The sequence below is a fragment of the Gluconobacter sp. Dm-44 genome (assembly GCF_018256175.1).
GTDB lineage: Bacteria > Pseudomonadota > Alphaproteobacteria > Acetobacterales > Acetobacteraceae > Gluconobacter > Gluconobacter cadivus.
The window spans coordinates 56049-80382 of the sequence record NZ_JAERLZ010000008.1; the positions used below are offsets into that span (position 1 = coordinate 56049).

A 24334-nucleotide genomic window follows, 5' to 3' on the forward strand; every position below is an offset into this window, starting at 1 on the left:
AGACCCTATCGGGCTGAGATGCGACTAAGAGCCGTTTTTTGTGGTCTCTGGCAGAGGACCGTAGAGGGCGCGGTACTGCTTGAGTGACGCCTCCGCGTCATCAGCCCATTTTTGCAGACGCTCCATGTTACGGTCGCCTACATCGGCATACGTTACCCATTCTTTCGTAAGAGCACGCTGACGCTCCAAATCAGAGCGCACCTGGATCAGATCTGCCTCAAGAGCCGCAATCTGGTCCTTACGCTCTTTCATGATCCCTTCTTGCCACTTGATATGGTCGAGGAACTCAACACCCTTTGCCGTGAGGGTGTCGATAAGATTTTCATCATTGCGGCGCCGTAAGCGATGCTGGAAGCGTTCCACAAACTGCCTGTTTTCAAGGTCTGTTTCCGCTGCCATGCGCCCGAGAGCGTAACCAGCCCATCCGCTTAATCCACTACCATCACTGCTCACGGCTGCCACCTTCAGGTTGTTTTGGAAAGTGTTGTATCAATAACCCGCTTACGATTGCCGGCTGCCCCTTGGCTTCCTTTGCCCTGACCGTCCTCTTTTTTCATCACCGACTTAATTGAACTGTCAATTCCTTTTAACGTGCCCGCCATACCAACGACAGCCGCATCTCTCGAAAATTGGTCCAGATCGACCCGGCTTCCTTCATGAAACCCAATCATGGCAGGAACGCGTTCCGGAAGGATACCAATCAGCCTGAAGCACATCAGCGCCAGCGTAATGTGAACTGTTACGTACAGGCCGAGCATCACGACAATGCCAACCAGATTAGTGACGATCCAGCCATGCGAGAGCACAAATCCTGCTGCCACACCGAATGTCTGGTGGATCAGCCAGGACATGGCGTCAAACACGAAGTAGCCGAGGAAAAGCCCGAACAACATCAGGGTCGGTCGGAAAAGGACATTGAAGATCAGGGCATATCCTGCCTTCGCGTGCCCATGCAGACCTTCCCCGGACATTGTCATGTGGGCCAGCATCCAGAGCGGAACAGCGATCACACCTTCGCACACCAGGATAAGCCATCCAGCAACCGCTGCCATCCACATGATCCACGGAACCATTGGCAGCACGAAAGCCAGCATGAGGCCCGGAACCAAAAGCGCCATGGCACCCGATAGAATGGGCGTACTGAGGAAACTGACAACAACGTGCCCGACTCCAATGCCCGTTGCCGCCGCAAAATTACCAGTTAGAGCCGCACCAGCCGCTGTGATCGCAGATCCTGCGTCTGAACTGAGAAGTGCTGCGGACGCCATGACCAGAAGGGCAGTCGTGACCATCCAGTTCCCCAATCCCATGAGGTTCCCGAATGGATCCGTCCAGTAACCTTCAACACCTGAAGGTTCGATGAACGCCATGGCCGTCTGGAGTGTGTAATCGGTCAGGTGGAGAGACCGCGCGACCTGCGACAGAACGCCTGCACCATCGCCGGTTGGCGTAACGCCAGCATAAAGGTCACTGCTGCCACCTGGAGCATTCATGCCGTCCTGCGTCGCGACCATATTGGAGATGTTGGCCAGAAGTGCGCCAATAGATTGCATCAGGGGCGCTATATCCCCGTGAAGGTCTTCGCCCAGTCCCACATAGGTTGGCGCGCTGACACTTGGCGTAGATGCCATCAGGGACATGGTCTCTCCGTTGAGGCGGGCAAACTCAAGATAATAGGCCCCAGCGCCCGTCCAGCCGAGGCTGTCCAGCCGGTTCTTGGTATTGGCAGCGCTTCCGTTCGTCCCGCTGTTCCACGCCTGGAAACTTGTGCTCCGCTGCATCACGGCGGCCTGAACCTGCTGGCGGATACTGGCAGCCTTAGCCGTCAGCTTGCTGGTGTAATCATTGGTCGCCTGCGTCATAAGGGTTACGAGCGGTGCCAGACTGGACGACTTCTTGGTCTGCCAGAACTGGTTTGCCACCTGCTGAACCTGCGGCCGGATCTCGCCAGCCAGAACACTATCAAGGATCTGCTGCTGCATGGCAGCCGTATCCACAGTGATCCCAAGAATCTTCGTTGCGCTCCGAGGTGCCTGAATGGTCACAGAGCCACAAACTGGCTGACCGTCCCCAGTCGTCATCTGATAAGGGTATGTGATGACACCAACATCCACCCCAGGAACAGCCCAGACGCGTTGACCCGTCGGCGCCGGCACAAGGCTGGAATTGGATGAGGCCAGGTTGACCAGATCCCGGCACATTTCATTGGCGATCAGGCCAGCCACAATGGTTTTCGTACCCGGCACCATGGGCTGAGCGATCGTTTTACCGTCCGGACCAATCGCCTGCACGGCGGACGAATAAACCGTCTTCGCCATACCGACCCCCCAGAGCGAACCCTGAACGAACGCGGCCTGACCCGCACTGAAGCCGCCTGCAACCGGAAGCATCATGATGGCGCCAAAAGCCATACGCACGATACTCATAGACGTCTGATTGGATCCAAGTACCTTCGACGTCTCGGCCGAGCGGTGCATGTTCATCATCATGACGTAAGAGACAAAGGCCATGGCAAGCGCCATGACGAAGCCTGATAGATCGCCGAGCATGGTCCCGATGACCGTGGCCTCTGCGCCGGTGGACGTCGAGGACGATCCGAAGACCGGAAAGACCGACTTGATCATAGTCGCGGCCCAGTCATCACCGGGATCGAGCATGTTCCAGGTCATGCCATAGGTCGAGTTTCCAGACGTCGAATTGCCTGTGACCGATTGTGCGTGAGCCACCCCTGTCGCGAGTAAGATGGGCAGGGCGCTGAGCGCCCTACCCGTGTTTCTGAAGCGTCTGAGAGAAGTCATCACTTATAATCCCGGGCTTGCGCTGGCTGACGCAGAAGGGGACGGCCGGAAAACAGAGGCGACGGCCTCAACCGCCTTTTTCACCAACTCACGGGCCTTCTCGGAGAGGTCTTCGACCATGCTGGTCCCGGCTTCCTTTCCCGGCACCCCCTTGGCAAGCTCGCCAATCTTGCTGTCCAGGCCGTTGAAGCGCTGCTCGACCTGAGCCTCTGTTCCTCGCTGCACCCCAATATCGGCAGCTTTCTCACGATGAGCACCGTAGGCCGCGACTGCCTCACCCGCCTCCTTCAGTTGCGCTGCGAACGCCTGGTTGGTGCTCCGCTCGGCTTGAAATCGCGATTGCAGGCCTTCATGCCGACCTCCCGGCCGCATTTCGCTCAGCACACCATCCATGCCGTTGGGCTCGGATTTCGCAGCCTCAGCTATTTCCCGCATGACCGAAGACGCAGGCGTATTCTGCACGGCTTCCAGAGCACTCTGCGCCTTCAGGCCGAGAGCCTCGGTCTGATCCAGATGGTTGGCGTCGGCCTGCTGCCCATGGGCAGCATTCATCGTCTGCGCCTTGGCCATCCAGTTAGACCCGGGCGTGACGGTCTGCTGCACGACCTCCGGACGAATGGCCTGTGCGAGACGGGTAAAGAGACCCGGACCTCGCACCTGATAAACGACCTTCTCATCGTCCTTCTGGTCAAGGTGTTCATCTGCCTTCTGGGACGAACCATTCTTCGCACGGCTCCCTGCATCCTGAGTCGGTCTGGCTTTGCCTTCACCGTCAGGCTTCTGCCCTGCCGCGCCGTCTCGTTGTCCGGCGTCTTGCGCCTGCGGTCGAGTGCGGCCGTCCCTTTCTGGCTGACTGTTTTTGTTGCCGCCACCGGGCGAAGGGTGCATCCGATTATCGACGGCTTCGGCTTCAGGGGGATGCACCCGAGAGACAGTCTCGTTCTCCTCCAGCCCTTTCTCGCAATCCAGATCAGGAGCCTCCGGGACTTCATCGAAAGGCGGTGGCTCAGGGCTTCCATCAAACTCGGACGCCGGTTCCACGGGTTTGACGTCTGCCTGTTCATCCTGTCTGACGTCCTGAGCGTCAGGGTCGTGCGTCGAGAACCGTGCTGCATTGGCAACGCGGTCAGACAGAGAGTGGAGACCCTCGTCAATCTCCGGATTGCCCTGCTGGTCGGCCCCCATGGAGGCGACGCGCTCCGACACAGAGCGCACCGTGTCCACCAGCCGCTGATCCATGAGGTCAGGCGTCTGTCTCATGAAGCCTTTGAGGGTCTCAGACGTCAGGCCAGGTACGGTCATGGCGCGCTGTGTCATTTCCTCGCGCAGCCCATTCTCCTGCGGCAGAACCGGTCCGACCAGACGCTCGGCGTCCTGAAGCACATAGGCCACGTTGGTCCGAAACCGCTCATTGGCCGCAAGGTCCGGATCCTGATGCTTCTGGGCAAGCAGGGTGATCTGCCCGGCCAGTTGGGGCGCATCCTTCTCAAGTTGGGGCCGCACACGCTCCAGGCTCTGGAAGACGTCCGCGAGGACAGGGATCTGCGTATCGTTCTGGGCCATGTCAGCCTCCGGGATTGACGTTTGGGGATGGGATGGGGGCAAGTCTCTTGGCCTCGCTTTCCTCCTCGTGCTGCGCCACCTGCGTTGCGGCGAGCGAAGACTGGAAAAGGCCGAGACGGTAAGTCTGCAAGGCGAGGTAGTTGGCCTGAGCCTGCTCGATCGCCAGCTCACGCATGACCGTTGCGGGTGGCATCTGCTGAAGGTTCTTGTTCCAGATCACGCCTGAGACACGGCGGTTGACCTCAAGGCTCATCGACGTCAGCCACGAGGCCTGATCCGAGACAGTCATGCCCTCGGCCTGCATCTCGGTTTTCTGCACGTCCGTCAGGTTGATCGACGGGATCTCCAGCGAGGTGATGAAATTCATCACATACCGCGAGAGCGACATACGGGCGTTGTAGGCGCGACGACGCAACGCGGCCTCACGTCCGGACGTGGACGTAAGCTGCTCGCCGCGCAGTGCAGCCGGTGCCACAGGCTGGATGAGTGTGGTGCTGTAATCGTTGGCGGCGTCCACACCGCCGTCAGCCGACAGGGTGTCCTGCCCGAACAGGGAAATGGCCCGTTGGTCAGCGTTGGGCAGACGGGAAAGAGCCGAGCAGAGACCGGCTGTGACGTCCTCCTGCGAGCAATACCGCCGCCCGTGCAGCGCCATGCTCGATGCCACGCCCTGGCCCTTGCCATAGTAAGACGGCGTTCCGGCGTCGGCCTCTCCGCGACTGTCCGTAATCATCGCAATCGCGCGGGTTGCCGTTCTGGCTGACTGAGACGCGCCCTGGGTGGCCTGCGCCCCGTCGATCCCTGTGCAGAACTCCGGGTTCATCATGTGCTCGTCGCGGATCGTCGTATCCTGCTGGCGGCGAGCAAACTCCGCCATCGCTGTATTGGACGCATCCGCAATACGCTGCTCGGCGGCGACACCCGCCTTTTCGTAGTTACTGAGCTGAGTGAAACCCTTGTTCAGCATGGAGCTAACGGAGTTCGGGTTGCTCAGGCTCTCCATTGAGCTGGTAATCTGGGATGTCAGCGTCTTGGTCATGGCAGACAACGCGTTGCCGGTGAATTTTTGTAACCCGCTGATGGCCGCAACCACGGCGGCTTCACCGATGAACGCGTTCGCAGGCTTCGGCATCGCGACAAGAACGGTCGTGCAGAGGAGCATCGTTGCGATTGTTGGATTGAGGCGGATCTTCATCAGAATACCCCATCCAGAGAGGTGCTGGTGTAGCCGGTTGGCAGACGTGGCTCCCCCCGGACATACCCGTTTGAGTCGCCATTCCCGAGGCTCCCGGCCGCAAGCTGCGGACCACTGCCGCCAAAATTTAGGGAGGGGCACATGAGGCCGTTTCCGCCTGACAGGCCGAGACCGACATTCACCCCGTTCAGGCTTAACCCGCATTGCTGGGCCGCCCCGACGGTATTGTCCCATTCGGTCTGGGCGGCCGAGCAGATTTCTCCTTCAATCTGCCCGACAACGTCATTGATCAACGCTGCGGGGTTCGCGATGTTCGTCAGGAGATTGAGGCCCGTTCCACTGAAAAACTTGTCCAGGCAGGAGAGGCCACTGACACTTTCAGGCTGCTTCTCATAAGCATTGTTGGCCTTGATCCGCCCGTTGACGGCGTCCGCTGCCGCCTGTGTCAGGGTGGCGCAGGCCTGGCTGCCCTGTGTTGCGGCAGATGCTCCAACGGGAAACGATAAAGCAACGGCGATAAACAGAAAGGTTGCCTGTTTCATGCGGCTGACCTTTCTTCTTCGGGATCGAGAAGATCGCGCAAAAGCGCCAAACGGTCCTCTGAGAAAACCCGGGCAGAAAGTTCTGCCCGCTTCTGACTGTCCGTCCATGCGACCAGTTCAGCACGGCTGGAGACCGCAGATGCGACAAGATCCTCTCCGCAGCTGACGGTCGAGACCACGTCGACAACAAAGGTTCGTCGCTCCTCGTTCGGTAAAGACACAAGAAGGTCGGCCAGAGAGGCGACGACCGCCCCGTCGGTGCCGAAAGTGTGTCCATTCCGGACACGGAAATGCTCAAGCAGATTGTGGTGTGCAAGAGCGAGATTGGGAGCCAGAGAACTCGGCGGGGTTTCCCTGTACAGTGTTGGATCGTCTGGTGACATGCCTCTCTCCTGGGTAAGCCCCCGCAGAGAAGCAGTCCGATCTGCGACTAACGCTTATTTCTTCAAAATAGTGACGTGTACGCGCCCGACTTCAATACGCTCGCCGAGTGGACTGACCGTGGTGGCCAGAACCTTGTTCCATTCCCGACCACCCCGCCAGTCCACGACCTCACCCGGATCAACGCCAGCACCGTAAGTAACACGCACCCGTAAGGGCACGATCTGCCGAACGGCGAACGAGAGGGGCACCTGATGGCCATATCCTGAGATCATGCGGAAGTGATGAAGCACCTTCGGCGGCTCGGATTGTGCGGACGGCATTGCGAGAGGTGGCAAAGAGACCGGCCCCGAGGGGGCGGGCGAAGAAAGAGGCGGGGGCGCATGACTGATTTCAAAGGCCGTTTCCGTCAACACAGCTTTGGGCCTCGCTGGAACTGACTGCACGAGATCGGGAGGCAAAATTACAAACACTCAATTTCTCCTGAAGGAACTTAAAATTCAAAATCGGAGATCAACATGCGACTGAGGAGAAATGTTCAATACGAACTTAGTTGTCAGTGGCGCTCTCATGGGTATTTTGCAGTATCCGAACCCGAAGTCTGGTGCGTAAGCCTGCCGAGAGAGAGAATTAGCCATGAACAAGAAAACAGAGACGCAGGTAAATGATGATTCTGTTGAAGGATATCTGACTGAGTTAGGCGATAGAGTACGCGAGGTTCGGGAAAAACGTGAACTAAATGTTGTGAGGGTTTGCTTTATGAGTGGCCTGTCAGTCAATACAGTTCAAAACATAGAAAAAGGTAAGGCGCCTGCCTACACCTCTCTATGGAAACTAATTCAAGGATTTGAAGAAATACCCCGAAATATATTACCTCCGGATAGGCATGAAACATTACCACTAGACGGACAAGCGTCTGACGAAGAGCTACAGACCTGCCTTTCTCTTAGTACGATATTTAAAAAAAATAGATCTTCATTTCTCGAAATCCTTTCAGAATTGGAAAAGATTAAAACAGACCATACTCTTAACGAGGCTAAAAAAGTTCCGCCCGACAAGAGACAGCCAGTTCTCGTAGAACTTGGCGAACGAATACGCGACATTCGACTGGCCAGAGGCCTGAGCGGTGCTGATTTGGCTACCGCTAGCGGGCTTCACGCGCCCGCAATCCATCTCATTGAGATCGGAATGAGAAATCCCAATCTCGACACCCTCTTAAAAATAGCAACGGCCCTGCGCGTACCGACAGCATTGCTATTCGCAGGATTCCCAAAGGAGGATGCCTCTTTCGCGCTCTTTCGTGTTCGGGGACTCTACCGTGGAGTTCTCTCTACATCTGAACAGGCAAAGATACTCTTTGAGAAATTAGACGTCTTACAGCGCGTCACGAAAGATATCATAAACTAACATAAACGATAAGATTATCGTTTAGAGAAGTTTTATGTTGTGTTTTGTATATCATCATTAGATAAGGATACCGTTTGTAACGATAACGGTGTCCCTATCGATGTCTGCTGCTCTGCCCTCGTCATTTGCCCTGTCTCCCCAGGCCTATCTCGATTCAGGGTTGCTGCTTCAGAGCAGAGTTAAAGACAGCACTGCTTCATCGAAGCTCGCGCCGTTTAGACCGGCCGATCAAGTCAATCTCCTGCTGAGGAAGATGATCTCTCAGGGTGTAAACGTCGCGCACATTGCGGCCGCACTGTTCATAAGCCGCCTGAAAATCGAAGCCATTGCGCGAGAGGAAGGGCTTCCTCTCAAGCGTACCCCGCTCAGAAGTGGACCTCGGGTGTGGTCTCTTCTCGACATCAACCGGTTGAGCCGCGCATGGGCCGAAGGTGAAGATCTTCCTACCATAGCAAAACGCCTCAACCGCACAGTCATGGCGGTGCGCAAGAAGCGCGCTGCGCTCGGTTTGCCTACACGAGAGCGCTATGCCGAGGTCGTCTGGACTGATACCGACGTTGCCACTCTTCTCGCACATCGCGAGCGTCGGGTCGGGCTACAGCGCATTGCCAAGCAAATGGGCCGCAGTGTCCGCAGCTTGCAACGAAAGCTCGTCAGCCTTCGCCCTGCCACTGACCATTCCGCCACTCCTACCGACCCATCCGTCGTTCTGACCTGGGAACAGGCCTCGCGCCTGACGCCAGAAGAGCGTCGCGGCCGCAGATGGCAGGTCCGGAACTCACCAACCGGGCTGATCATCGGCTTCAGCCGGAATGCCTGCACCACCCGGTGGTCCGTTGAGATGCAGCACGAACTGGCCATGCGGCATTTCGCCCACCAGTCCCCTGACGCTGTGGCCGAGGATTTTCTCCTGACCGATCGCACCATCGTCAGTCAGTCCGGCTGGCTCCATCTGCCGCGCCGCTCCAAGAAAGACATCCGAAAAACTTTCGATCCTGCGCTATACGAGGTCTATCTGAGCAAGATGGATTACGTGCGCCGGGAATGCCTCGGCAAGGCCGGGTTCTATTTCTGGAGCACGCGCCGTAACGGCCGCCGAATCAGCCGTTTGCACCAGCAGACCGCCGTCATGCGCTCGGGCGATTAATCCGCAAGTTTCTCCATTTTTTCAGCTTCAGTCGCAGATCAAGCGGTCACGGTGACGATGACACCGTCATCATGAGGTTTGAAATGCCCTTCGCAGCCCCGCTGTCGTTCCACGGAGACATCGCGCCATGAGCCGCTCCTCGGGATCCCTGAACCGACGCCTAACCGATCCTGATTTTCAGGGAAAGATCGTTGAGCGTTCCTTGCAGACGTCCATCGCCCTCGCGGGTGTCGTCGTTGTACTGGCCGTTCTTCTGGCCCGTGCCTGGTCGTATCATCCTCACCCGAAGTATTTCTTCGTGGACGGGATCAACGCCCCTCGCCCGGCTATCGCACTGAACAGCCCGATCCTCAGTCAGGAAGACTTCCTGTCCTGGGTCATCAAGTGGTCGCTCAAGCCGTACAACATCAATTACCGGGATTATCCGTCGCAGCTTAACGCAGCAGGCTCGCATTTCACCATCAATGGCTGGAATACGTTCGCGCAGTCCTTCGTCCAGGACGGCAATCTGGCGAAAATGAAGGAAGCCAAGCTGCTCTGCTACGCACAGCCAACACGTGCGGCCACCATTCGTCAGCAAAGCATGGTCAACGGTCATCACCACTACGTCGTGCAGTTTCCCTTCGTTCAGACCTGCGAAAACGTCAACCAGCAGAGTTCGCAAACCCTGATTGCAACCGTGCATGTTGAGCGGGTCGAAGATCAGGATCATCCCGACGGCATTGCCATCACCCAGCTTGTGGCCAGCCCGCAGTGAGGATCCGTGCCATGAAAACTCGTTCCTTTTCGTTAGCCCTTTTGGGCCTCATGGGCTTCATGCCCTTCACCGCGCTGGCACAGTCGGCCGCCCCTGGTCCGGAGACCCCACCAGCGTCTCCCCCTCTCTCTGCCGAGCAACAGGATCAGCAGGCCGCCGAAGATGAAGCCATCCCGCTGACGCCGGAAATGATCCGACGCCTTGGCAAACGTCTCAAGGAAAACCAGAAGGCCCGTGAGGATGTCGCCACGGAAGTCGCGGCTCCGACCAGCCGCCCGGCCATCCGCGTGTCTTTTGCTCCCGGCCAACAGACATCGCTGATTTTTACGACCAAAGGCTATCCCACGGCTGTCTCTTTTGTAGATCGCTCCGGGGCACCCTGGCCGATTGCATGGAACACGACCAGCACATCCGCCAATCCCGATGGGCTGAAAAACTGCTCGTCTGACGGGGGTAAAGGGGGATCACCTGCGGTGCAAACCACAGGTTTTTACACCTGCGTTCCCTATGCTGGCAGCAACACCATCAATATCGAGCCACTGTCGCTGTCTCCACGTGGCGGCCTGCTCGTCACCCTGAAAGGTGCCATCAAGCCAATCTCGTTCCTGCTTCTGGCAGGTCGGGGCACCTATGACGACAACCTGACGGTGCGCGTGAACGAAGACGGCCCCAACGCCAGGCAGGAAATGAGTCCGGAAGCCGCCCCTGACACGGCAGAGCCCTTCATGAACGCCATGCTCTCGGGGATCGCTCCGGCCTCTGCCGTGCCCCAGAGCGTCGAAGGACTCTCCCCTGATGACGTGCGGGCGTGGCGGATGGGAAATGAACTCTACATCCGCACCCGGCTGGCACTCATGACCCCTGCCTGGGACAGTTCAGAGCGCGGTGAAGACGGCTACACCCTCTACGCCTTCCGCCAGACCCCCTATATTCTCCTGTCGGATTCCGGTCGGACCGTGTCCGCGTCTCTCAAGGACATGACGCCATGATCCCGAAACCTCCCAAGTTCAAATCCGTCCTGTCGAGCGCAACACGCGGAGGAAACCGACGCCTGGTTCTGCTTGGAGCCTCGGCTGCCGGGGTTCTCGCGCTAGTGCTCGCCGTCTCACATCATGAAACCAAGCAGATGCCCAAGTCCAATCCGGGTCAGATCGCGGATATGAACGCTCTACCAGGTGGGACCAATACCAATCCGGAGCAGGACCGTCTGCGTCAGATGCAAAACGCCGAGGACGCGCAAAAATCGGAAGGGGAAGGAAAATCCTACACCCCCGATCTCGCCCCGGCCGTCGCCCGAGGGAATAACGGACAACGGGCGGATGCCGTACTTCCTCATGAGGCTGAGGCCTCGCAGCCGCAGGAAGTCGGATACAGCGCCCCGATTACGCCTCCAGCACCGCCTCCCAAGCCGCCCCATATTGACAGCGCCCCGCAAGCACCGCTTGTCCAGACAGATCCGGCCTACTCCGCTTCAGGAAGCGGCGAAACGTCTCAGGCCGAGCAGCAGGAGCGTGAAAAGCGCCGTGCCCGCTACGTCGCCGAGATCGCGCGTATCGAAAGCGCCCTTCAGGCCCGCCCCCCTGTGTCGGCTCTTCAGGAGGCGGTTTTCAAACCAGAGGGGGAGGGTCAGCCTCAGACCGAGATGACCGTCGCCTCGCGTGGTGCAGCAGGTGCATCCGCAGCGGCAACGGCTTCACACAATTCGGCACCTCCGCCCGCCCTGATCCCAGCCGGTCGCGGAATCTATGCCCATACCGTCACGGCGACGGACAGCGACCTGTCCGGTCAGATTGTGCTTGAGGCCGATAGCGGCCCGGTCGTCGGCGACCGTATGATTGCAACAGTTTCAAGGGCACCCGGAAACGAGCAGCTCCTTGTCGTGCAGGTTAACAAGATCATTCATCAGGGCCACAATCTCTCAACCAACGGTGTGGTGATGGCACCTGACACCATGAAGCAGGGTGTCGCCTCCAGCGTCGATCCCCTGATTTTCCAGCGGTTCGTGATGCCAGCAGCGGCTGCATTCGTGCAGGGCCTCGGCCAGGCCATCGAGACGACATCGAACGTCTCCGGCAGCTACAGTGCTCTGGGTGGCATGAACTATATCCAGCGCCTGAACATGGGCCAGCAGCTCGGCGTCGCCGCAGGAAGTGCCGCCTCGGCCATCAACAGTGCCCTGACACAGGATACGCCAACCCGCTCGCGGATCATTCTGGCCGCCAATGTGAATGTCGGCGTGATGTTTATGGATCCCGTTGTCGATAAGCCCTGATATTTCGCACTCAGTCGCAGATCATTCCCCGATCCTTCTGGCAGTCTCAGCCAGAAGGATCTTTTTTATGAGTTCCACAGTTCATCACCTGAACACCGAAACCACTCCGCGTCGGATGGAGCCCGCATCGGCCGCCCCCCCGCCGCCTTCTCACCACGATACCGTGGCGGACGATCTGGACGGTCACGACGCCGACGCAACGGCCTATGCTGACAGTCACACGGTCGAACCGGCATCATCCGGCTCCCCTTCTTTTCTCACGCCCCTGATCTCGCGCTACGAGGCACTGACACCTCGCCAGAAGCTCTACGGCGGTTCGGGTCTCGGGATCTGCGGCGTCCTTCTCGTGGGGATTCTGGCAGCTAGTGGGCACCATCATCACCCTGTCTCCGCGCCTGGCCAGGAAGTCGGCATGGATCAGTCGGCAGCGCCCGTGGCTCAGGCCCCCGAACCGGCTCCGGTGGCGGCACCTCCTGCAACCGCCGATCTTGCGGAAATGCAGACCCTCGGCCACCCGAAAGCTGCGTCGAACCCGCCCGCCTCTGGGACCGCCCCGAAAGCGCCTCCTGCGGCCGCCGTTGCCACGCCGTCAGCCGCATCGCAGTCTGCGCCAGCCCAGACTGACGCCACCGGAACTGACGCCCCGGCCGTTTCTCCGCCCGCACCGCCTGCCGATCCGGTCAAGACAGCCCAGACCCTTCAGGCCGCGCCCATGGCGACGCAGCAGCAGATCGACGTGCTTCAGCTCGTTACCGAAGAGGCCCGCGTCATCGAACGCGAACGGGGCGAGGTCGAGAGCCTGCGACAATCTCTGACAGGGCGCAGCAAAGCTGAAGAAGACCGCCTGAACGATCTGACACGGCGGATTTCCCTGATTGAAGCCAATCACGCCGTCACGGGTGCTGAAAATTCCGGTGCCGATGAGGCCGCCCAGGCCCATGCCGCCGCCGAAAAGGCGCGTGCGGCCCTGAGCGCTGCCATGAACAGGCCTGCCGCTGCGGCCCCAACGTCGAGCGCCACATCCGCTCCGGCCGCAGTGGCCGGCACGGCTCCAAAGCCTGCCTGGATTCATCACTACCGAATTGTTGCGGCCTCGCCGCAGCTCGCCATGATCGAAGACAGTGCGGCCCCAAGCGGACAGGCCCGTCAGTTCGAGGTCGGCATTGGCACCGTCATTCCCGGTTACGGCGCCGTCCTGACCATCGGCCAACACGGCGCCACCTGGGTTCTGCACACGGCTCATGGCGACCTGAACTGAGGAGGCCAGCATGGAAGGCCTTGTCAATCTCGTCCACGAGATCGCCGTCGGCATGGGCTGGCTTCTGCCCACGGCCTGCTATGCAGCGGCCGTGAGCTGTCTGATCTTCAGTCTTGTCGGGATCTATCAGTATTACCACCCAACCATTCAGGCCCTGCAGGACAAGCCCTGGCTGCCCTATCTGTCGCTTGTCCTGTGCGGTGTCTTCGCCTCGTTCAATGTCATCCTCACCAAAAGCACGGCTTCGGCCGGAACCGACGTGCAGGTTACTCTGGGCGACGCAGCGACCAGTTACAGCACGGCGGATAGCCTGATCACCGGTACCGGCCCCAAAGACGCGATCCTGGCGATCGTCACAGACTTTGCCCTGTTCTTTCAGATGTTCGGGGCCTGGACGTGCTTCTTCGCCGTCCTGACCTGGTTTGCCATACAGCGAGGCCGTTCAAACCGAGAGCGCCTTAGCTGCGGCATCCAGTACGTCTTTGGCGTCATGCTCCTCAATCCCGTCAAGGACGCCACCTGGATCCTCTCTTTCTGGCCCTGAAACGAGCTGACGAAAAAAAACACCCCTCGCCCGCCTCAGTCGCAGATCACGCGGTCAGATTGGTCGGCAGAGGGGATTGTCCCTCACAACGGAGAAACAACTCATGACATCCCAGACAGCCCCGTCCTCTTCCCGCACGCTCGCCAGGATCGGCACAACTGTTGCGACAGCGACCATGCTGCCAATGGTGATGGCTGGCACCGCCCTTGCTGCCGCAGGGGGTACGCCGTCCAGCAACGGCCTGGGACAACAGATCCAGAACATGGCGCAGGAAGGTACGGACACCATCGGTGTCGGCTCTGCCGCAGCCCTCTACGCGCTGGCCATTGTCGCGCTGGTGACGGGTATCGTGCTGTTTTACAAATCGCAGAAGGAAGAGACCAAGCGCCCGGGCATGGCGGTTGCCGGCGTCGTCTGCTTCGTTCTGGCCGGTGTGGCGGCTACAGGTCCGAAGTGGATCAACAACTCTGCGAACACGGCCTCCAACGGGAATGCTGAAATCAGCAATACCGCCAAAAGCTACCAGTTCCAGTAAGCTGACATGACCTCCGATCCGTTCTTCCTCCAACCTGGTCTCGACCAGGAGATCCGGCCCGGGAAAGACGGGTCGGATGACTCGTTCACCTGCTCGTGCTGCGCTCTGCCGTCGCCCGGTGCAGGTCTTCCCTGGACTGGTCCCGCCTCAGAGGCCGGTCTCAGGGTCTGCCAGGTGTGCAACCTTCTGCAGGACACGTCGCGTGCGGCCATCGACGCCGAGGCCATGCTGGTCTGGTGGCCGGAAATCTCTCAGTCGCGCCTGATGTTCCTTGTTCGCACCGCCCACCAGACACTTCGCCTGATGGCCAGACAACAGGGTCAGTCTGACCGCCAGTTCTGGGACACCGTCCTAAAGGCCATCCCAGACCCTCTGCTCGGCACGCAGTTTTCCCCGTCGTTCCAGACGCCCATGACGCTCCTGCGTCTGCTGGAATCCCGACGTACGGAAGCCGCGCATCGCCTGCAATCCGGCTCCATCCGTCAGATCACAACGGCCATGCGCCTGTGTGGCAGCGCCAATGAGGCCGTCCAACGCAATCTCGCTCTTCTCCGCGCAGGCCTGCGCATTCTGCCGACCGGCAAGCTGCTTGACGCTGGCGCTGACGTTTATCCCGCCTTCCTCGACAAGGCCCTTGCTCTTACCTCATCCTGACGCGGAGTTTTCAATGTCTGGCTTTTTGACCGAGTTGCTTGCCAGCGCGAGCCTCTTCCTTCGTCAGCCCCTCGAATCCTTTTGCGATATCGAGACCAATCACACGGACGCTGCCCATCAGGATCGGCTCGTGACGCTCCGGGGCGAATACGTCTCTGTTCTGCGTGTGAATGGCTTGCGCACCATGTGCTCGCGTGCAGACGTGGAAGCCGTCGCCGAACAGCAGCGCATCGAGCTTCAGGGTCTGCTCGAAGGCACCGGCCATGCGATCGAAGGCTGGTATATCTCCGATCCGGATCAGGCCCGCGTTGCCGTGGATCTGCTAGCGCTCAACGGATGCGAGCAAATTTCACGCATGATGAATGCCGACTTCCACGACATCATTAACGAGCGCCGCCTGCGGTGGCCTCAGGTAATGCGGTGGGAAGATGCCTGCTATATCCTGTGGACCCGTCCGGCCGTTCTGACCCGCGAAGAAAAGAAGCAGGTGGCGGCCGAACGGAAAGAGCAGGTCAAGGCCTGGCCAAAAGCGGGAAGCGGTCAGCGCTTTACGCTGCGTTCCGAGCTGATGGCTGGCCGACATGATGCGTTTGTGGCGCGTGTGCAGGACAGCATGTCCAATCTCGGCATCTCCACGACGCTGCTACGGGCCGATGAATCCATCACGCTGGCGCGTGAAACGCTCTACCGCGAAACGGCCGGAAGCGGCTGGAAGCCCACGCTGGTGGGCGACCCTGTGATGCCGCGTCTCCCGGACGACGAAAAACAGAGCACGAAGACCGAGAATCTGCTCTGGCCGTCCCTGCGTGATCAGATTTTCAACGCGGATGCCGAAAATCAGGGTGGCCAGCTCGTGACGGTCGGTGACTACACCTATGCGCCCGTGGACATGCTGCTCGGCCCCGAAGATCCGCGCCCGTTCTCGGAACTGCTCAACACTCTAGGCCGCAAGCGTCTGCCCTGGCGCAGTTCCATGATCCTCGAAGGCGGTGGCAAAGCCGCGTTCGCCATCAAGGAAACAGGGGCCACCATGCTCGGCATGTTTCCGGGCAACAAAGACATTACGCGAGCTTTTCAGGCCATCAAGCGTAAGCGCGAGACCGAAAACCATAATTCCGTTCGGATGCGGATGACCGCCAGCACCTGGGCACCCGTGGGCGAAGAAAAGCTACTGCGTCGCCGTGCGGCCGATCTGTCTCAGGGCATCGAAAGCTGGGGCGGCTGCAAGACCACCCGGGTTCCGGGCGATCCGCTTGAGGCCGCCATGGGATCGGTTCCCGTGCTCTCTCTAGGCTCCACAGCCACCCCGGCTCTTGCGCCTCTGGGGGATGCCATGAGCATGATGCCGTGGATGCGAAGCGCCTCCCCCTTCCCGCAAGGCTCCATCCTCTTTCGTAAACCCGACGGCGGGATCTGGCCATTCGATCCGACTGGCGGCGGCGTGCGCGAACATATTGCGGATATTATCGTCGCCCCTCCAGGCAGCGGTAAGACGGTGCTTGGAAACACCATTCTCCTTGGCCTGCTCCTGAGTTCTGCGGCCATGGGCAATAATGGCGTCAAGCTGCCGCTGCTGGCGAAGCTGGACATCGGCCATGCGTCTCTCGGCTTTATCGAAATGGTCCGCAACGCACTCGGGCCGGATCGTGCCCATGAGGCCATCTTCGTGGAAATGCAGATGGCACCGGGGTTTGAGGTCAATATCTTCGACCTTCAGGTGGGCCTCGAATATCCGCTGCCGCTTGAAGAAGTCGCCATCGACAACTTCGTGTCCCTGCTGGCCACACCCCTTGATGGTCAGCCTTTCGAAGGGATGGACCAGCTCGTCGGCGACGTGATTGCGGAGGCCTATCGTCAGTGCACGGGTGTTGCTGGCGGCAATCCGAAGCACTACCGCGAGGGCATCGAGCCTCTGGTGGATGAGGCCATCCACCGTCTCGGCCTTCTGCTTCCGCATCACGCGGCGGCCGAAGGCGATCTCGACAGCGCGGACCCGACCTGGTGGCGCGACGTTGTGACGGCCCTGATCGCTGCGGGCGAGCATCGTCTGGCAGGAATTGCCCAACGTCATGCCGTTCCGGTTCTTCAGGATCTGATTGCAGCGGCCCGCGCGCCGGAAATCTTCAATCGCTATTCCAAGATCGTCCTGCCCACGCAGGAAACGCTCATTGATGCGTTCGAGCGCTATATCATGGCGGCCATCAAGAAGTATCCAACACTCTCCGAGCCGACCCAGCTTGATCTGGGTGACGCCCGGATCATCGTACTGGATCTGGCCCGCGTCGCCCCGCAGGGATCCGAGAGTGCAAACCGGCAGACGGCCTTGATGTATATGCTTGGTCGCTACCTGATCGGCCGGAACTTCTTCCTACATCCGGAATATGCGGATCTGCCGGTCATGCCCGAGAATGTGCGGGAGTATCATCGCAGCCGCTTCACCGAGATGAAGGAGACGATCAAGCGTCTCGATTTCGAAGAGTGGCATCGTCCCAAGGAGGCCCCGCAGGTCGATAAGCAGGCGATCCGGGACGTTCGTGAGGGCCGTAAGCACAATGTGCAGCTTTCGTTCATCAGCCAGCGCAGCGGCGACTTCAGCGCCGATCTCGTAGGTCAGTCCACGGCCCGCTGGATCCTGAAATGCGGAGACGAACGGGAGGCCAACGAGATGATCGAGAACTTCAAGCTGACGCCTGCCAGCGCCTATGTGGTGCGCAACCGCCTGCCCGGTCCAGGCCGCAACGGCGCGCCGTTCTTCGTGGTGATGAACGCGGCCGAGGGTAAATATGAGCAGCTTCTGGTCAACGTGCTCGGCCCCATTGAACTCTGGGCCTTCTCCAGCACGCCAAACGATACCGCTTTGCGGTCGCGTCTCTTTGCCCGGATGCCCTCAAGCCGCGCCTTGCGGTGCCTTGCCATCGTGTTCCCGGGCGGGAGTGCGGAAAAGGAGCTGGCACGCCGCAAGGCTCTGGCGATGAAAAGCTCGTTTCTTCAGGATGAGCAGGCACAGCAGGGCGTCATGGACGCTCTGGTGGATGAGATTCTGTCGGGTCAGGGCATTGCCGGGGGCTTGTACGAGCGCCTGGAAGCTATGGACGAGCAGCAGCGGGCCGCTGCGTAAGACACACGGTTTACGAAAGAGGGGGATAAGGCCCCCTCTTTTTACAATCGGTCTTTAGCAGTTTCGTAAACGGCACTTTTGTCACGCTTGCCAACCGCGATCAAAAGAACCGTGATCTCCTGATCGTGGACCTGATACACCCCACGGATGCCATCATCACGCAGTTTGATTTTATAACAGTTCGGTAAACCGCGAAGCTTGTTCTTTGGAACATGGGGATTATGCAGGATCTTGCGGAGTTTTTTTACGAACCGCTCTGCAACGCTGTAATCCAGCGCGTACAGTTCATCCCTTACGACGTCCGGGATGTCCAGCGAGTAGATCGTCAAGGTTCACGTTCCTCATAATTTCCCCCGGGTTCTTCAGGCGTTTCTTGACCAGATCAAGAAGAACGGCATCATCGTCGCTCACGACTTCCTTGCGGATCGGCAGACGGTTGTTTCTGACGACATATTCAAGAACGTCCCGAAACAGGTCAGCAGGCGTCGTTCCGAGTTCCTTGACCTTCCTGAAAGACTCTTCTTTGAAATCGGCTTCAAGCCGCATTCCGAAATGGGCTGTGTTTGCAGTGATCTGGGGCATCGTGTCGGGATCTCTCTTTACTCTGCGGTACTCACCGGCACTCGCATATCGTCTCTATGGGACCGACTTACTAGAAATAGTAGTCAAACATATGTTCAACAAAAGCAACACAAAAACCATCAGGGACCGCAAAAATTGTCCCTGAGTGGTGATGAAACGCCTCCAAGTTTTTTCTGAAAGTCGCAGATTGAGCCGCGATGATCCTTCCAACATCTGGAGGGACCCATGCGAGACCACTATCTTCTGACACCTGTTCTGCTGCTGGCCCTCTCGGCCTGCGCCACCAAACCGCCCGAGCCTGTGGCGACAACAGGCATGGCCAATCCCGAGCTTGCGCTACAACGCGTTATTGCCACGACCGACGCGGATCTGGCCCAGCTCGGTACATTGCGGCCGACCCCGCCTCCCATGACCCCGGACCCCGGCCTACCCGCTGACCTCAAGCGTCAGGTCTGGTTCGTCTGGCAAGGCCCGCTTGAGCCTGCGGTCCGCAAGCTCGGCAAGGACATCGGATACAGCGTGACCGCGTTCGGCCCGCATCGGAAGATCAACATCCAGATCAATGCCGTGGCCCCGGTGATTGACCACCTGCGCACGCTCGGCGAGCAGGCGGGAGATCAGGCCACCGTCTCTGTCGATCCCCTCTCCCACGCAATCTCGGTGACGTACCATGGCTGATCGCGCCCTGCTCTGCGGCCTCGCAACGGCTGCCTTCCTCGCATTTCCGTCTCTCGCAGGTGCGGCCGACACCGGCACCATCATGCCGTCCACAAGCGCCCTTCCTCCGCCAGCCCGGAGCGGGACGCTCGTTTCCATGCCAAACCCGCCTGAGCCGGGCGCGGATCAGGTCAACGCCAATGATGAGGCCCTGGGCAATCCTGCGAACACCCCGGTCACGGGCGCGCTTCAGCTCGACCGCATCACAGGCGGTGAGGCCCCACCGTCTCTCGAAGCCTTGCAGGACGCTCGACCAAACGATGAAGCCGGCGACGACCTCAAGCCAGGCCGACGCGAGCAGATCCGGCAGGCCGCGCTGACCTACGGCGCACAGGGCGGACAGGCAGCGCGGTCTTTCGCCATCAATGAAATGCTGCGCCACAACGAGCCAATCCTCGACACGACATTCGATTTTCGCCCCTTCGTCCTGCCGGTCGGTGATGGTCAAACGCTGATGCAGCCCCCGATCGTCAGTCAGGCGCAGATGGCCTTTGCCCTGAACGACACAGGCACCATCGCTCATGAAAGCCGCTGCGTCTTCGAGATTACCCGAGAGGCACAGCTTACGTCCGCCGCCCCGAACTGGCGGACCTATCTCGTCCGCTCCTGGAACAAGCCACGTCATCCGGCCTCCTCCGCTTTGCCGCACACGGACAAGGAAGTGCGGCACTGGAACGACTGGGTGGCGGAAGGCTGGGCATCTGGAGAAAAGGTGGCTGATGAGATCTACCTGTCCGATCTCTCCCGTCTTCAGCGCGACATCACGGGCATGGCCCGCTACCGCGTGCTTCTGCGGGCCGGTCGTGTCGAAGAACCCCGCGTGGTCTTTGAGGACCGTCAGGCCGTGGGCGGCGGCGACAGTCTGCATCTCGGCGACCGCGTCATCCGGATCACCGGGCAGCCCGGCCTCCAGGCCCGCACTCGTGTGGCCTATCCAGAGGACTGCCGATGAGCGCCGCCCTCAAGCTCCACAACGCGGAAACCTGGGCCCACGAGCGGGCAAAACGCGAATATCCATGGGTTGCTGAAGCCCGGAAACATGCGCCCGGTCTCGATGACTTTTTGAAATGGGCGCATGGCCTCGGCGCGTCGCGTATTGACCTGCTGACCGGACACCGTGCCACGCTCACGGTTCATGGCCGCAACCGCTACGCCACCATGGACCCCACGACATCGCTGGATCTCAAGCAGATCGTGGATCACGTCTATGGCGCGGACGGCTCGGCGCGCGTCCTGATCAGCCTTCAGCTCGATACGGCCTATAGCGTGACGCTCAACCGTCGTGAGTCCCTGCGCTTTCGTATCAACATCTTCCCCGTGCAGACCATGCGCGGCCCGGGCATGAATCTTGTCCTGCGGCCGATCCCGACCCTGCCGAAGAGCCTGGACGAACAGCGCGTCGAGCAGGAGATCCGCGACACGAACCTGCTCAGAAGCGGCATGGTTCTCACGGGAGGATCGACCGGATCGGGCAAGACCACGTTGCAGTTCGGGCTGATCCACGAGCGGCTGATGGATCAGACCGTCTCATGCAACATCTCCACGGGCGAGCAGCCGATCGAGTTCCTTTTCGACAGCCTCAAGCCTCCCAACGGCAACCGGATCACCCAGACGGAGATCCGACCGCCAAACATGACGCCGCCGCTGTTTGTCGAAGGCTCCATGCGCCGCGAAAACTCGGACCTGGTGCTGGGCGAGTGTCGTGACGGCCCGACCATGGAGGCGGCCATCAACTGCGCCATCACGGGCGGCAAGCTCTCCACCACCATCCATGCCGATAACGGCCCCCTCATGATCCAGCGCTCCATCGCGCTGTGCCCACGGGCCGAGCGGGACAATCTCGTCAGCGCTCTGGCGCAGTCGCTGCGTTTCGTCATCAACCAACGTCTGTTGGATCGGGTCGGCGGCGGCCGTGTCGCGGTACGCGAGTTCCTGACCTTTCATCAGGATCTGCGCCGTCAGCTCATGCGCACCGAGAGCGAGCTTTGGCCCGATCTTGTGGCTCAGGCCATCGAAAGCGACGGCCAGAGCTATGCGGTCGCCATCCGTAAGGCCCTGGAAGACGGGCTGATCACCGAACAGACGGCCAATGAGGCCTGGAGGAGAGACGCCTGATGTGGCGCGCAACCGCACAACCTGTCCGTCTGGCTATCCTTGATGGCCGGGCCTGTCTGCCGCTTCTCGTGACGGTCACGTACTGGAGCTGGACGACGCTGTATATCGGGGTTCTTGGGACCGCCCTGTTTGCAACGATCAGTTTCTTTGGCCTGACGCTGCCGGCTGCCCTCAGAACCGTCCGCCGCCTCATCACCGGCCCCGTCCGCTCCGGCCGGCCGACATGGAAGCGGAGGCGCTACGGATGACCGCCTCTCCTGCCATCGGCGTGCTTTCAGACGTTCTGGCCCGTGCCATCGACCGCAAGGGCCTCGGCGTTCTGTTGAGCGATGCCACCAACTCAACCCCCTGCGCTAGCACAGTCGCAGCATCCAGCAGCGGCTTCCTGCCAGCCTTCCTGATCACCGCCGAGGCGCTGTGGTTTGAAATGACGCAGCACGGTTTTGGCCTGAAGCTGGTCGATGATCCTGAAGCCGCCCTCGGCATGACTGTCATCGACCATGGCGCGCAGTCATTAGTCACCGTCCTGCTCTGCCTGCTTGATGTGCTGGACGCGCTCCCGGTTCAGAACGGTCAGATCAATCTGTGTGATCTGACGGGCCTCTGGCAGGCCAGTATGACGCGTCTTCAGCCTGTCTCCGTCCAGAAGGAGCAGGCCGCATGATGTCACGCCTTTTCTTTCCGTTGGCCCTCGCGGCCCTCATGGCGGCCCCGGCTGCCTGGGCCGAAGACGACGGCGGACGCCAGATCGCGGCCTGCCTGAAGGAGTCTGCTCGTAACGCGCATGTGCCGACGAGTGTCATGCTGGTCCTGCTCTACGTCGAAGGCGGCCATCCCGGTCAGGCCGTACAGAATACCAACGGGACGTCCGACCTTGGCCCCATGCAGGTCAATACGATCCATGTTCCCGAGATTGCACGGCACTGGCACACCACCCCGTCCCGCGCCTACGCAGCGCTGCGGAACAATTCCTGCGCCAATCTTGAAGCGGGCGGCTGGATCCTCGGCCAGGAAATGACCAAGGCCCGGGGCGATCTCTGGCAGGCTGTGGCGGGCTATCACTCCCATACACCCCGTTTTGGCACGGCCTATCTGAAGCGCTTTTACGAGATTTCCCAAACCCTGATCCGCACCAGCCATCAAGGAGACCCGGCATGAGTGGCACAGCGTCGCGGTCCTCAGGCACACGCTCGTCCGGGGAAATCACCCTGATGCTGGCCGGTGTTGCGCTGTTGGGCATGGTTGTCCTAGCCTATATGGTCTGGTCAACATTCCACACCGAAATCAGCCGCTTCTACTGTGAGGCCCTGATCTGGCAGACCGGCATCCTGCCGAGTACGCCCGAGCTGGCCCACCTGAATATCCAGCTTCAACAGGCCCTGCACCATCCGGCATCCATTCGTCTGATCCAGCTCTATTACGGCCTGTCCATCGTCGGCATGGAACTCCGGTGGGTTGCGGTCCTGGTCGGTGGGATCTGTGCGGGCCTGTGCCTCTTCTTCGGGGAGAACAAGGCCCTGCGGACCGTCCTCGATCTCGAAGGCCTGATTGCCGTGCAGGCAAAAATGTTTCCGACCCTGCGCGGGTTCGCCAAGCGCCGCATCACCCGGCTGGTTGCGCCGTCCACCGGGGCACCTCTTCCGGCCGATCCCGCCCTGACGGCTGACGAATGGCGCAGCCGCTTTGCCACGGCCGCTGATGGCAGTTTCAGTGAGGTCTGCGCGCAGGAGGCTTTCGAGCGTCAGCTCGGCCCGCACTACACAACAGCCGGACCCGTCGCGACGCCACCTGCGGCTCAGGTGCTCTTTGCGGTCTTTGCGCTGCATAAACTCAAGCGTCGCGATGAGGCCATGACCCTGCTCGGTCAACTGTCTGAAGGTCTGGCAGACGCAGGACTTGATGGCGATACCGGCCCGAAGGTCAGTCTGAAGGTGCCCGCAGACGTTTTGAAGACCGCGCAGGACTTCCTTGTAGATCCCGATATGCAAGCCACGATCGCGCAGAGCTGTGACCGTCATGGGTGGACCACGACTGCCCTCATGACGCTTCTGTGCGATGCCCGTTTTGAAGCGGGCGTGCTGGCGCCTCCGGCGTTCGCCATCGTCAAGCTGATCGACCGGCCGCTTTGGTACGCCCTGCACTCCCTGGGCTACCCGAGCGAAAACCCCAACGAAGACGTGCATCCCAATCCCCGGATGGAAGCCGCTGGCGCCCGCGCCCACTGGTCCGAGGAACAGCGCCTGCGTCGCCCCCTCTACATTCCGGTGCTTGATCGCGCCCTTTCCACGCTCCGCTCCGCCTGAAGGATAGCTTCATGACCCGCATCATTCTCCAGCATGGCCAGAACGCACCCCTCACACTCGACATCGAGGAGGGCAGCACGGCCCCAATCCATCTTCATTTCTCGCAAGCCCAGCCTGTCGCGGCCCCTCAGGGAGAGATCGCTCCGGTTGAACCTCAGGCCGCACCGGCCAGCAGGATCCGCTGTTTCCTGCCGGTTGCCGCGACAGCTACCGTCTGCGCGGGTCTGTTGCTCACCTTTGGCGGCCTGCGCGCGTCAGCACCTGCGATGCCAGAGTCCGCGCCTCTTCCGCCCTTGCCCTCCAGCGGCCCGATGGACACACAGGCGCAAGCTCCGGCCCCCACGGCACCACAGCAAATCCTGAAGGCCCTGCATCAGCCCGCCCATGTGGAAATGCCGCCGTCCACACCCGCACAGGCTGGCTCGCCGTTCGGTCTGGAGAACTAA

Annotated in this window: 27 protein-coding genes; 18 read left to right on the forward strand and 9 right to left on the reverse strand. The window is 60.1% G+C overall.

Translation table 11 applies throughout. The annotated features are described in order from the left end of the window. Positions 1-24 precede the first annotated feature (24 nt). Genes JK213_RS10465 through JK213_RS15880 form a run of 7 tightly spaced genes read right to left on the reverse strand, consistent with a single transcriptional unit; the run spans position 25 to position 6952 of the window. A complete protein-coding gene (locus JK213_RS10465; RefSeq protein ID WP_349291796.1) occupies positions 25-453 on the reverse strand; it encodes a hypothetical protein in 429 nt (142 codons plus the stop codon). A gap of 11 nt (positions 454-464) precedes the next feature. Beyond that, entirely contained in the window at positions 465-2798 is a 2334-nt protein-coding gene (locus JK213_RS10470; protein ID WP_211571425.1) for a DotA/TraY family protein, read from the reverse strand. Between the two features lie 3 nt (positions 2799-2801). Next, positions 2802-4361, reverse strand: coding sequence for a hypothetical protein (locus tag JK213_RS10475; protein WP_211571426.1), 1560 nt, complete (start codon positions 4359-4361; stop codon positions 2802-2804). A 1-nt stretch (position 4362) separates the two neighbouring features. Beyond that, positions 4363-5556 carry a hypothetical protein gene (locus tag JK213_RS10480; protein WP_211571427.1) on the reverse strand — a complete coding sequence of 398 codons (1194 nt, stop codon included), beginning with the start codon at positions 5554-5556 and terminating at the stop codon, positions 4363-4365. Continuing rightward, complete coding sequence (locus tag JK213_RS10485) at positions 5556-6098, reverse strand: hypothetical protein (RefSeq protein ID WP_211571428.1); 543 nt, start codon at positions 6096-6098, stop codon at positions 5556-5558. Before JK213_RS10485 ends, JK213_RS10480 begins: the two co-directional genes overlap by 1 nt. After that, the gene (locus tag JK213_RS10490; protein WP_211571429.1) at positions 6095-6481 is read right to left on the reverse strand and encodes a hypothetical protein; all 387 of its coding nucleotides are present in this window, start codon (positions 6479-6481) and stop codon (positions 6095-6097) included. The genes JK213_RS10485 and JK213_RS10490 overlap by 4 nt, the downstream gene beginning before the upstream one ends. 54 nt (positions 6482-6535) lie before the next feature. Next, a complete protein-coding gene (locus tag JK213_RS15880; protein WP_249200532.1) occupies positions 6536-6952 on the reverse strand; it encodes a hypothetical protein in 417 nt (138 codons plus the stop codon). A gap of 163 nt (positions 6953-7115) precedes the next feature. Here JK213_RS15880 and JK213_RS10500 point away from each other — a divergent pair, with 163 nt between their 5' ends. The 10 genes from JK213_RS10500 to JK213_RS10545 all read left to right on the forward strand — a co-directional run bounded on the left by JK213_RS10500 (position 7116) and on the right by JK213_RS10545 (position 18171). Further along, positions 7116-7886 (forward strand): helix-turn-helix domain-containing protein, encoded by a 771-nt coding sequence (locus tag JK213_RS10500; protein WP_211571430.1) that lies wholly within the window; start codon positions 7116-7118, stop codon positions 7884-7886. Positions 7887-8139: 253 nt separating this feature from the next. Then, positions 8140-9033, forward strand: a complete 894-nt coding sequence (locus JK213_RS10505) for a hypothetical protein (protein WP_249200534.1) — start codon at positions 8140-8142, stop codon at positions 9031-9033. Positions 9034-9160: 127 nt separating this feature from the next. After that, positions 9161-9790, forward strand: coding sequence for a DotI/IcmL/TraM family protein (locus JK213_RS10510; RefSeq protein ID WP_211571431.1), 630 nt, complete (start codon positions 9161-9163; stop codon positions 9788-9790). Between the two features lie 11 nt (positions 9791-9801). Then, positions 9802-10779, forward strand: coding sequence for a DotH/IcmK family type IV secretion protein (locus tag JK213_RS10515; protein WP_211571432.1), 978 nt, complete (start codon positions 9802-9804; stop codon positions 10777-10779). Next, a complete protein-coding gene (locus JK213_RS10520) occupies positions 10776-12062 on the forward strand; it encodes a DotG/IcmE/VirB10 family protein (RefSeq protein WP_211571433.1) in 1287 nt (428 codons plus the stop codon). The genes JK213_RS10515 and JK213_RS10520 overlap by 4 nt, the downstream gene beginning before the upstream one ends. 67 nt (positions 12063-12129) lie before the next feature. Then, the gene (locus tag JK213_RS10525; RefSeq protein ID WP_211571434.1) at positions 12130-13320 is read left to right on the forward strand and encodes a hypothetical protein; all 1191 of its coding nucleotides are present in this window, start codon (positions 12130-12132) and stop codon (positions 13318-13320) included. Positions 13321-13330: 10 nt separating this feature from the next. After that, positions 13331-13864, forward strand: a complete 534-nt coding sequence (locus tag JK213_RS10530) for a hypothetical protein (protein WP_211571435.1) — start codon at positions 13331-13333, stop codon at positions 13862-13864. A gap of 103 nt (positions 13865-13967) precedes the next feature. Continuing rightward, on the forward strand, positions 13968-14399 hold the full coding sequence (locus tag JK213_RS10535) for a hypothetical protein (RefSeq protein WP_211571436.1): 432 nt from the start codon (positions 13968-13970) through the stop codon (positions 14397-14399). 174 nt (positions 14400-14573) lie between these two features. Continuing rightward, positions 14574-15053: a hypothetical protein gene (locus tag JK213_RS10540; RefSeq protein ID WP_211571437.1), complete on the forward strand. Its 480-nt coding sequence runs from the start codon at positions 14574-14576 to the stop codon at positions 15051-15053. A gap of 13 nt (positions 15054-15066) precedes the next feature. Further along, complete coding sequence (locus JK213_RS10545) at positions 15067-18171, forward strand: ATP-binding protein (RefSeq protein WP_211571438.1); 3105 nt, start codon at positions 15067-15069, stop codon at positions 18169-18171. Positions 18172-18212: 41 nt separating this feature from the next. On the opposite strand, the gene JK213_RS10550 is transcribed toward JK213_RS10545, so the two are convergent. Both JK213_RS10550 and JK213_RS10555 read right to left on the reverse strand, forming a co-directional pair. Then, positions 18213-18500: a type II toxin-antitoxin system RelE/ParE family toxin gene (locus JK213_RS10550; protein ID WP_273498699.1), complete on the reverse strand. Its 288-nt coding sequence runs from the start codon at positions 18498-18500 to the stop codon at positions 18213-18215. Beyond that, positions 18457-18753 (reverse strand): type II toxin-antitoxin system RelB/DinJ family antitoxin, encoded by a 297-nt coding sequence (locus JK213_RS10555; RefSeq protein ID WP_211561251.1) that lies wholly within the window; start codon positions 18751-18753, stop codon positions 18457-18459. Before JK213_RS10555 ends, JK213_RS10550 begins: the two co-directional genes overlap by 44 nt. Before the next feature lie 225 nt (positions 18754-18978). Between JK213_RS10555 and JK213_RS10560 the strand changes: the two genes are divergently transcribed. From JK213_RS10560 to JK213_RS10595, 8 genes are read left to right on the forward strand one after another with little or no spacing between them, the layout of a single operon-like run. Beyond that, on the forward strand, positions 18979-19431 hold the full coding sequence (locus tag JK213_RS10560) for a DotD/TraH family lipoprotein (protein ID WP_211571439.1): 453 nt from the start codon (positions 18979-18981) through the stop codon (positions 19429-19431). Beyond that, a complete protein-coding gene (locus tag JK213_RS10565) occupies positions 19424-20422 on the forward strand; it encodes a type IV secretory system conjugative DNA transfer family protein (RefSeq protein ID WP_211571440.1) in 999 nt (332 codons plus the stop codon). Before JK213_RS10560 ends, JK213_RS10565 begins: the two co-directional genes overlap by 8 nt. Beyond that, positions 20419-21585 (forward strand): type IV pilus twitching motility protein PilT, encoded by a 1167-nt coding sequence (locus JK213_RS10570; RefSeq protein ID WP_211571441.1) that lies wholly within the window; start codon positions 20419-20421, stop codon positions 21583-21585. The genes JK213_RS10565 and JK213_RS10570 overlap by 4 nt, the downstream gene beginning before the upstream one ends. After that, the gene (gene icmT / locus JK213_RS10575; RefSeq protein ID WP_064273037.1) at positions 21585-21833 is read left to right on the forward strand and encodes an IcmT/TraK family protein; all 249 of its coding nucleotides are present in this window, start codon (positions 21585-21587) and stop codon (positions 21831-21833) included. The genes JK213_RS10570 and icmT overlap by 1 nt, the downstream gene beginning before the upstream one ends. Beyond that, complete coding sequence (locus JK213_RS10580; RefSeq protein ID WP_211571442.1) at positions 21830-22249, forward strand: hypothetical protein; 420 nt, start codon at positions 21830-21832, stop codon at positions 22247-22249. Before icmT ends, JK213_RS10580 begins: the two co-directional genes overlap by 4 nt. Next, positions 22246-22743, forward strand: coding sequence for a lytic transglycosylase domain-containing protein (locus JK213_RS10585; RefSeq protein WP_211571443.1), 498 nt, complete (start codon positions 22246-22248; stop codon positions 22741-22743). Before JK213_RS10580 ends, JK213_RS10585 begins: the two co-directional genes overlap by 4 nt. Next, positions 22740-23888, forward strand: coding sequence for a hypothetical protein (locus tag JK213_RS10590; protein ID WP_211571444.1), 1149 nt, complete (start codon positions 22740-22742; stop codon positions 23886-23888). The genes JK213_RS10585 and JK213_RS10590 overlap by 4 nt, the downstream gene beginning before the upstream one ends. 11 nt (positions 23889-23899) lie before the next feature. Continuing rightward, on the forward strand, positions 23900-24334 hold the full coding sequence (locus JK213_RS10595; RefSeq protein WP_211571445.1) for a hypothetical protein: 435 nt from the start codon (positions 23900-23902) through the stop codon (positions 24332-24334).

What these genes read in the sequence shown, in the direction of transcription:
- JK213_RS10470 (WP_211571425.1), bottom strand. Translation starts at nt 2,798, where the DNA reads ATGACTTCTCTCAGACGCTTCAGAAACACGGGTAGGGCGCTCAGCGCC.
- JK213_RS10590 (WP_211571444.1), top strand. Translation starts at nt 22,740, where the DNA reads ATGAGTGGCACAGCGTCGCGGTCCTCAGGCACACGCTCGTCCGGGGAA.
- JK213_RS10505 (WP_249200534.1), top strand. Translation starts at nt 8,140, where the DNA reads ATGATCTCTCAGGGTGTAAACGTCGCGCACATTGCGGCCGCACTGTTC.
- JK213_RS10555 (WP_211561251.1), bottom strand. Translation starts at nt 18,753, where the DNA reads ATGCCCCAGATCACTGCAAACACAGCCCATTTCGGAATGCGGCTTGAA.
- JK213_RS10485 (WP_211571428.1), bottom strand. Translation starts at nt 6,098, where the DNA reads ATGAAACAGGCAACCTTTCTGTTTATCGCCGTTGCTTTATCGTTTCCC.
- JK213_RS10530 (WP_211571435.1), top strand. Translation starts at nt 13,331, where the DNA reads ATGGAAGGCCTTGTCAATCTCGTCCACGAGATCGCCGTCGGCATGGGC.
- JK213_RS10515 (WP_211571432.1), top strand. Translation starts at nt 9,802, where the DNA reads ATGAAAACTCGTTCCTTTTCGTTAGCCCTTTTGGGCCTCATGGGCTTC.
- JK213_RS10520 (WP_211571433.1), top strand. Translation starts at nt 10,776, where the DNA reads ATGATCCCGAAACCTCCCAAGTTCAAATCCGTCCTGTCGAGCGCAACA.
- JK213_RS10560 (WP_211571439.1), top strand. Translation starts at nt 18,979, where the DNA reads ATGCGAGACCACTATCTTCTGACACCTGTTCTGCTGCTGGCCCTCTCG.
- JK213_RS10525 (WP_211571434.1), top strand. Translation starts at nt 12,130, where the DNA reads ATGAGTTCCACAGTTCATCACCTGAACACCGAAACCACTCCGCGTCGG.
- JK213_RS10475 (WP_211571426.1), bottom strand. Translation starts at nt 4,361, where the DNA reads ATGGCCCAGAACGATACGCAGATCCCTGTCCTCGCGGACGTCTTCCAG.
- JK213_RS10585 (WP_211571443.1), top strand. Translation starts at nt 22,246, where the DNA reads ATGATGTCACGCCTTTTCTTTCCGTTGGCCCTCGCGGCCCTCATGGCG.
- JK213_RS10535 (WP_211571436.1), top strand. Translation starts at nt 13,968, where the DNA reads ATGACATCCCAGACAGCCCCGTCCTCTTCCCGCACGCTCGCCAGGATC.
- icmT (WP_064273037.1), top strand. Translation starts at nt 21,585, where the DNA reads ATGTGGCGCGCAACCGCACAACCTGTCCGTCTGGCTATCCTTGATGGC.
- JK213_RS10565 (WP_211571440.1), top strand. Translation starts at nt 19,424, where the DNA reads ATGGCTGATCGCGCCCTGCTCTGCGGCCTCGCAACGGCTGCCTTCCTC.
- JK213_RS10480 (WP_211571427.1), bottom strand. Translation starts at nt 5,556, where the DNA reads ATGAAGATCCGCCTCAATCCAACAATCGCAACGATGCTCCTCTGCACG.
- JK213_RS10510 (WP_211571431.1), top strand. Translation starts at nt 9,161, where the DNA reads ATGAGCCGCTCCTCGGGATCCCTGAACCGACGCCTAACCGATCCTGAT.
- JK213_RS10580 (WP_211571442.1), top strand. Translation starts at nt 21,830, where the DNA reads ATGACCGCCTCTCCTGCCATCGGCGTGCTTTCAGACGTTCTGGCCCGT.
- JK213_RS10545 (WP_211571438.1), top strand. Translation starts at nt 15,067, where the DNA reads ATGTCTGGCTTTTTGACCGAGTTGCTTGCCAGCGCGAGCCTCTTCCTT.
- JK213_RS10595 (WP_211571445.1), top strand. Translation starts at nt 23,900, where the DNA reads ATGACCCGCATCATTCTCCAGCATGGCCAGAACGCACCCCTCACACTC.
- JK213_RS10500 (WP_211571430.1), top strand. Translation starts at nt 7,116, where the DNA reads ATGAACAAGAAAACAGAGACGCAGGTAAATGATGATTCTGTTGAAGGA.
- JK213_RS10570 (WP_211571441.1), top strand. Translation starts at nt 20,419, where the DNA reads ATGAGCGCCGCCCTCAAGCTCCACAACGCGGAAACCTGGGCCCACGAG.
- JK213_RS10490 (WP_211571429.1), bottom strand. Translation starts at nt 6,481, where the DNA reads ATGTCACCAGACGATCCAACACTGTACAGGGAAACCCCGCCGAGTTCT.